This is a genomic window from Psychrobacter sp. 1U2 (genome assembly GCF_051847575.1).
In genome coordinates, this window is sequence record NZ_JBPYDC010000391.1 from 1 (window position 1) to 1,133 (window position 1,133).

Annotated in this window: 1 protein-coding gene; it reads right to left on the minus strand. The window is 40.2% G+C overall.

Going from position 1 to position 1,133, the window contains the following annotated elements:
• Window positions 1-278 precede the first annotated feature (278 nt).
• The gene (locus tag ACS8FD_RS16065) at window positions 279-809 is read right to left on the minus strand and encodes a T2 family ribonuclease (protein ID WP_439276584.1); all 531 of its coding nucleotides are present in this window, start codon (window positions 807-809) and stop codon (window positions 279-281) included.
• Between the last annotated feature and the right edge of the window lie 324 nt (window positions 810-1,133).

Below are 1,133 nucleotides of genomic sequence, written 5' to 3' on the forward strand. Positions count from 1 at the left end.
AATTATTAGATAATGTCGTCATCATTATACAGACAAGCATAATAGATATGGACTTGCGCAATGAGATATAGACTTGCTCAATGGTAGCGGTCACAAACCGAAAGCTAGTGTAGCACTTCATTTAGTAAACCGTCTAGGGACAACGATGTGCTTACTGATGTCTATATTGTTACATTTTATACGTACAAAAGTTTGTCAGCAAAAACCATCATGCACATAAGAAAGGGCTGTACAGTAAGAGAACTGCTTTAATTGATTTGTCTCATCAATAGTTATGGCTACTTACCACCCGAAATAATAAAGTTACTGCCGCAACTATTTATTACTTCGTTGCATTTACCAAACTGGCCACCGTCGTAGCAAACATGTATGTCAGTCAGTACAGACTGACGACGATTACCAGCTTGACAGATCAAATCAACACTAGCAGAAGACATTCCACTATTGAGGCGAGTCATTTGACTAATAAAACGAGACTTTGAAACCGTATAACTATTACCTGTATTCAATTCGCTAGGTAGTTTTAAAACGCCGGCATAGTTGGTAATTTGGCGAAAATAGCTGCTGGCGCTCAGCGGACTACAAGCACCATGATGCTGCCATGCTTGGCTACGTACGGTCGTATCAGGCATAATACGATTAACAACTTTTAGCTGCAACGGCGTTAAACGTGGATCACTACCGCGACCACAGCGCTCTCCATATCCCATATCCAGCCCAGATACCGTCAAGGAATAACCTTCTAAACATTGACGCATGCGTGCGCGTGAAGGTTGCAAATTACACAGCGCTGGTGTCATCTCAATCATTAGTACCCTTTGATTAGATTGAATAGCATTTGCTGCCTGTGCTGGTAGTAAAAATATGCCTTGTAGTAGGATTAGACCTACAATATTCAAGGTTAGATAATGATTTTTATTAGGGACATTATTTTCAAGTTTGTTCGACCAATATCTTTGTGACCCATCTCTTTTTATATCACTTCGCCGTAATTTAGCTATTGAAACAAATACCCGCACAAACTGGCGCGCACGCTTTCGAGCAGATAACTGAAATCTGGTGAACGTATGCGCAAGCCGGATGGGGGCATTGTTTATCATAAATAAAAAAATACTCAATAGTTATTAAACATG

Coding starts and splice junctions, on each gene's coding strand:
- ACS8FD_RS16065 (WP_439276584.1), bottom strand. CDS start 809: ATGATTGAGATGACACCAGCGCTGTGTAATTTGCAACCTTCACGCGCA.